Origin of the sequence: Nakamurella sp. (genome assembly GCF_048594475.1) — a bacterium.
In the GTDB taxonomy this organism is placed as follows: domain Bacteria; phylum Actinomycetota; class Actinomycetes; order Mycobacteriales; family Nakamurellaceae; genus Nakamurella.
In genome coordinates this window covers 1-5,150 of the sequence record NZ_JBMDXT010000115.1, presented here as the reverse complement: position 1 = coordinate 5,150, position 5,150 = coordinate 1, and the positions used below count along the sequence as shown (strand labels likewise).

The 5,150-nt window shown below is 73.1% G+C and carries 5 protein-coding genes; all 5 read right to left on the bottom strand.

Annotated elements, in window-relative coordinates; genetic code table 11:
• A partial coding sequence (tatC, locus tag ACOJUF_RS06020) for a twin-arginine translocase subunit TatC (protein ID WP_420120958.1) occupies positions 1-888 on the bottom strand: 888 nt, incomplete at its 3' end.
• Positions 889-939: 51 nt separating this feature from the next.
• Positions 940-1,506 carry a potassium channel family protein gene (locus tag ACOJUF_RS06015; protein ID WP_420120957.1) on the bottom strand — a complete coding sequence of 189 codons (567 nt, stop codon included), beginning with the start codon at positions 1,504-1,506 and terminating at the stop codon, positions 940-942.
• Between the two features lie 466 nt (positions 1,507-1,972).
• Complete coding sequence (locus ACOJUF_RS06010; RefSeq protein WP_420120956.1) at positions 1,973-2,938, bottom strand: helix-turn-helix transcriptional regulator; 966 nt, start codon at positions 2,936-2,938, stop codon at positions 1,973-1,975.
• On the bottom strand, positions 2,935-4,050 hold the full coding sequence (locus tag ACOJUF_RS06005) for a helix-turn-helix transcriptional regulator (RefSeq protein WP_420120955.1): 1,116 nt from the start codon (positions 4,048-4,050) through the stop codon (positions 2,935-2,937). Before ACOJUF_RS06005 ends, ACOJUF_RS06010 begins: the two co-directional genes overlap by 4 nt.
• 320 nt (positions 4,051-4,370) lie before the next feature.
• A partial coding sequence (locus tag ACOJUF_RS06000; RefSeq protein WP_420120954.1) for a proteasome accessory factor PafA2 family protein occupies positions 4,371-5,150 on the bottom strand: 780 nt, incomplete at its 5' end.

Genomic DNA, 5,150 nt, shown 5'->3' with positions numbered 1-5,150 from the left:
GTCGGCCAGCGGCGTCGCCTCGTCGTCGGCCAGTTCGGCGGCGGCCTCCTGGCGCCGCTTGCGGCGGTCGTGCACCTTGGCCACCTGCACCGACACCTCGTACAGCAGGGCGAGCGAGACGGCCAGCGCGAGCATGGTGATCGGGTCGTTGCCCGGCACCACGAGCCCGGCGAAGACGGTGAGCCCGAAGATCGCGTAGCGGCGCCAGGCGGCCAGCTTGGCGCCCTGCACCACGCCGATCTGGTTGAGCATGATCAGCAGCAGGGGCAGCTCGAACGAGACCCCGAAAATGATCAGCATGGCGATCAGGAAGGAGAAGTAGCTGTCGGGCGACAGCGCGGTGATCGTGGCGTCGCCGCCGAAGCCCAACAGGACGGTCAGGCCCTCCCGGATCACCACGTAGGCCAGCACCGCGCCGGCGGCGAACAGGATGCCGCCGGTGCCGACGAAGATGACCGCGTACTTGCGCTCCTTGCTGTAGAGCGCGGGGGTCACGAACGCCCACAGCTGGTAGAGCCAGACCGGGCTGGACAGCACGACCCCGGCGATGAGCGCGGACTTGAGCTGCAGCTCCAGCGCCGAGAACGGGCCGGTGGCCAGCAGCTTGCATTCGTCCGGGCTGCCGAAGTCGTAACGCCGGTCGATCGGTACGGCACAGTAGGGCCCGGTGAGGATGTCCGAGAGGCTCGGCAGGCCGATCGCCGGGATGCCGTGGCCGAACCAGATGAACCCGATCACGGTGCCCACCAGGATTCCCAACGTGCCCAGGAACAGCCGGCGGCGCAGCTCGTGCAGGTGCTCCATCAGCGGCATGGTGCCGTCGGGCGTCTTGGGTGGGCGCCCCTTGCGCAGGCGCAGGCTCGGCAGCTGCCGCCCGAACACACGCATGCGCTGGCTCCCTCGTCGTCCGCGGCGCCGCCGTGGGGCACCGCCCCGATCCTACGGAGCCGTCGGGTCCGGTTCGGCGCGTGGCGCCGACCGCCGGCGCAGGTTCATCTCGACGGCGCCGAAGATGAGCTTGGCCACGAGCCCGAACACCACCAGGTTCAGCAGCATCTGCAGGCTCACCAGCAGCCGGGGCAGGTCGCCGACCGGGGTGATGTCGCCGAAGCCGACCGTGGAGAACACCGTGATGGTGAAGTACAGGCCGCCGACCCGGTCCAGCGGCTGGGAGAACGCCGCCGGGTCGCCCTGGGAGATCAGGTAGTACCCGGCGGCGAAGGTGATGAGCAGCAGCGGGACCCCGACGGCGAGCGTCTCAAAGGCGCGCAGCCGCGGGAAGGGCGACCCGATGATCGCCCACACCTGCCAGGCCAGCACCAGGGCCAGCGCCAGGATGCCGACGACCAGCACCACGATGCCGGTGCCGGCCGGTTCCTTGAGCGGCAGCAGGAAATAGGCGGCCACGATCACCACGACGGACACCACCGCGCGCAGGATCAGCACGGCGGCCATCCGGTGCCGCTGCCCGCGGGTCAGGTCCTCGTACCGGGAAGGAGTGCGCATCGCAGCACGGTCGCAGCCGGGGCCGGGCTCGGGCATCCTCCGCGGCGGGCGAACGCCACCTGGTGCGGCCGGTCCGGCGGGACAGCCGGACGTGCCGGCCCGTTGAGGGCACCGGCACCGTGCACGCGGCGCCCGGAGTGACGGTGCAGGTTCCGCCAAAGTCTCCACCGAGACGGCCCGAAGGCTCCGGGCCGACGCGGGGCCGCCGCGGTCGCGCAGGTGTACCGGAGTGACGTCGGACAGTGACGTCGGACAATCCTCCACGGCGGGCGACCCGGGTGCGACCCGACAAGGCGCGGCGGCCCCTTGAGGGCACCCGATCCATGCGCACGGCGCCCAGAGTGATGGTGCAGGTTCCGCCAAGGTCTCGACCGAGACGGACACCGTGTCGGGGCGGCGTCAGCGCATCCCTCTGCGGCGGGCGGGCAACCGACCCGGTCGGACCGGGCGCGCGTTGCGTCCGGGATCAGCTGCGGTCGTAGGCGGCGATGGCCTGCTCGGCCCGGTCGGCGACCAGCTCGGACACCTCCGGCCGGTTGGTCACCACCGCGTCGCCGCCGAGCGAGAGCACCAGCCGGGCCAGCCACTCGTCGCTGCCGGCGTGCATCGTCACCCGCACGCCCGGTTGCGCCTCGGCCAGCGGGCTGACCGACTCGACCGGGTAGTACTCGGCGACCCAGCGCGCCCCGCCGGTCAGCACCAGCTCCACGGGCGGGACCGCCGGGTCGGGGTGGAAGATCCGGTCCGGGACCGCGGAGTCCACCCACAGGCTGCCCTGCGCGGGCTCGTCCAGCACCCGGGCCGCCTCGATCCGGTCGATCCGGAAGTGCCGGATCGCCCGCGCCCGGTGGCAGTACGCCTCCAGGTACGCGTGGCCGTCGGTGACCAGGACGCGCAGCGGGTCGACGGTCCGTTCGGTGACGGTGTCCCGGGACGCCGTGTAGTAGCGCATCCACAGCCGCCGGCTCCGGTCCAGCGCGTCCCGCACGGTGCCCAGTTCCCGGGCCGGGTCGGCCGGCAGCACCTGCACGACGTCGGGCGACTCGGCCGCCTGCCGGTCCAGCTGGGCCAGCTTGGCCAGCGCCGACTGCACCGCGTCGGTCTCCACCAGACCGGGGGTCTGGGCCAGCGCCCGCAACGCGACCAACAGGGCCTGCGCCTCGTCGGCGGTCAGGCGGACCGGCCGTTCGATCCCGGCGTCGAAGGTGATCGAGACCGTGCCGCCGTCGTCGTCGAGCACGACGTCGATCAGGTCGTCCGGGTAGTAGCCGGGCAGCCCGCAGACCATCAGCAGGTCCAGGTCCGCGCTGATCTGATCGCGGCCGACGCCGAACTCGCGGGCCAGCTCCCCGATGCCCACCCCGGGACGGCGGGAGATGTACGGGACCAGGGACAGCATCCGGGCCAGCCGGTCGGTGGCGTTCTCGGTCACGGTGCCGGCACCCCCGGATCCGGGCTCGGCAGTTCGTCGAACGGCAGCTCGCCGTCGTCGGCCGGGCGATGGCCGTCCGGGCCGACGGCCGCCCGGGCCGAGGCCAGGGCGCCGGTCAGCAGCACGACGGTGGCCTCGACGAGGTCGGCGGGCGCCTCGACGACGACGTCGGGTCCGTGGGCGGCGATCTGCCGCGCGGTGTCCCAGCGTGGGCCGAGCGGGATCCGCACCCGGTCCCAGCCGGGCCGGTCCGGGATCGGGCTGCTGTCCACCGCGCCGCGGCGCAGCCCGGCGGCCGCGCCGGACCGCACCCGCAGGGTGGCCCGGGCGTCGGAGACCGGACGCTGCACGCTCTCGGAGACGGCGGCGAGCAGGTCGGTGCCGGCGGGGGCCCGGACGGTGACCCGACCGCCGGGCCGGACCGGGCCGACGATCCGGGACAGCCGGAACGTGCGCCGGTCGCCGCGGCGGTCGTCGTGGCCGACGACGTACCAGCGCCCCCGGAACGAGACCAGCCCCCACGGCTGCAGGCGGCGCGGGTCGGCCGGCCCGCCAGGATCCTTGCGGTAGTCGAACTCGACGATCCGGCCGGCCCGGACCGCGGCCAGCATCGGCTCGAACGCCGGGTCCGAGGTGCGCACCCGCGGCTGGAGCAGGGTGACGACCGAGTCCTCCGGGCGAGCACCCTCGTCCTCGGCGTCGGGATTGCCCCCGGGACCGGCGACCGGGTCGGCGGCGGGCTCGGCGTCGCGGATCTTGCGCAGGGCCCCCGACCCGGCGGCGTCCAGGGCGGTGGTCTCCCACAGCCGGCCGGCCAGGGCCAGCGCGGCCGTCTCGGCCGGGGTGAACGACAGCGGCGGCAGGGTGAACTCGCTGCGCGGGATGCGGTACCCGTCGCCCCCGTTCGGCGGTGTCTGCAGCGGGACGCCCAGCTCGCGCAGCTCCTTCTTGTCCCGCTCGAAGGTGCGCAGGAATGCCTCCTCGGAGGGCGCGTCGCCGTAGCCGGCCACCTTCGCGCGGATCCAGGCGGCGCTGCGGAACGTCGGCGCGTTGAGCAGGGCGATGACCAGGTTGAGCAGGCGCTCCGCCTTCGCCGCCTTCGTCGTCACCACGCCCTCAAGCCTGTCACACCGGCCTCCCCTGCCCGCGCGGATCAACAACGGCGGCGCGGAAGAACTCGTCGACTTCCGTCCCACCGGTCACATTCGGCTCCAGTTGATCCGCGCATCCATCCACACCCACGGTGGGGACGGACGCGCGGATGAACTCGTCGACTTCAGTCCCAGGCGTCACATTCGGCGCCAGTTGATCCGCGCCGGCGCAGTTGATCCGCGCGGCACAGGCCGACGAGGTGCCCCGGCGGGGCGGGCCGGGTGGCGCCGACGCAGGGGTGGCGGGGCGCCCGGCCGGGCGGGTGATGGGCGGGGACCGGCTACATGGCCTCGATCAGCTTGGTGACCCGGTCGTCGGTGGACCGGAACGGATCCTTGAGCAGCACGGTGCGCTGGGCCTGGTCGTTGAGCTTGAGATGCACCCAGTCGACGGTGTAATCGCGGCCGGCGTCCTGGGCCGCGGCGACGAACTCACCGCGGAGCCGGGCACGCGTGGTCTGCGGCGGGACGGTCATCGCGGTGGCGATCTGCCCGTCGGTGACGACCCGGGCGGCCCGCCCGCGGGCGGCCAGCAGCGAGTGCAGGCCGCGGCCGGGCCGCACGTCGTGGTAGGTCAGGTCGAGTTGGGCGATCCGCGGGTGGGTCAGGTCCAGGCCGTGCTTGGCCGCGTAGGCGTCGATCAGCTTCTTCTTGATCACCCAGTCGATCTCGGTGTCGACCTTGGTGAAGTCCTGGGTCTGGACGGCCTCCAGGGTGCGCCGCCACAGGTCGAGCACCTGGTGGGTGACCGGGTCGGTGCCCCGGTTCGCCACGAACGCGGACGCCTTCTCGTAGTACTCGGTCTGCGCGTCGAGCGCGCTGATGTCGCCGCCGCCGGCCAGCCGGACCGCCTTGCGGCCCGTCGTGTCGTGGGAGATCTCGCGGATCGCCCGGATCGGGTTCTCGAAGGTGAAGTCGCGCAGCGGGATGCCGGACTCGATCATCTCCAGGACCAGCGCGGCGGTCCCCACCTTGAGCAGGGTGGTCGTCTCGCTCATGTTGGAGTCGCCGACGATCACGTGCAGCCGGCGGTAGCGCTCGGCGTCGGCGTGCGGCTCGTC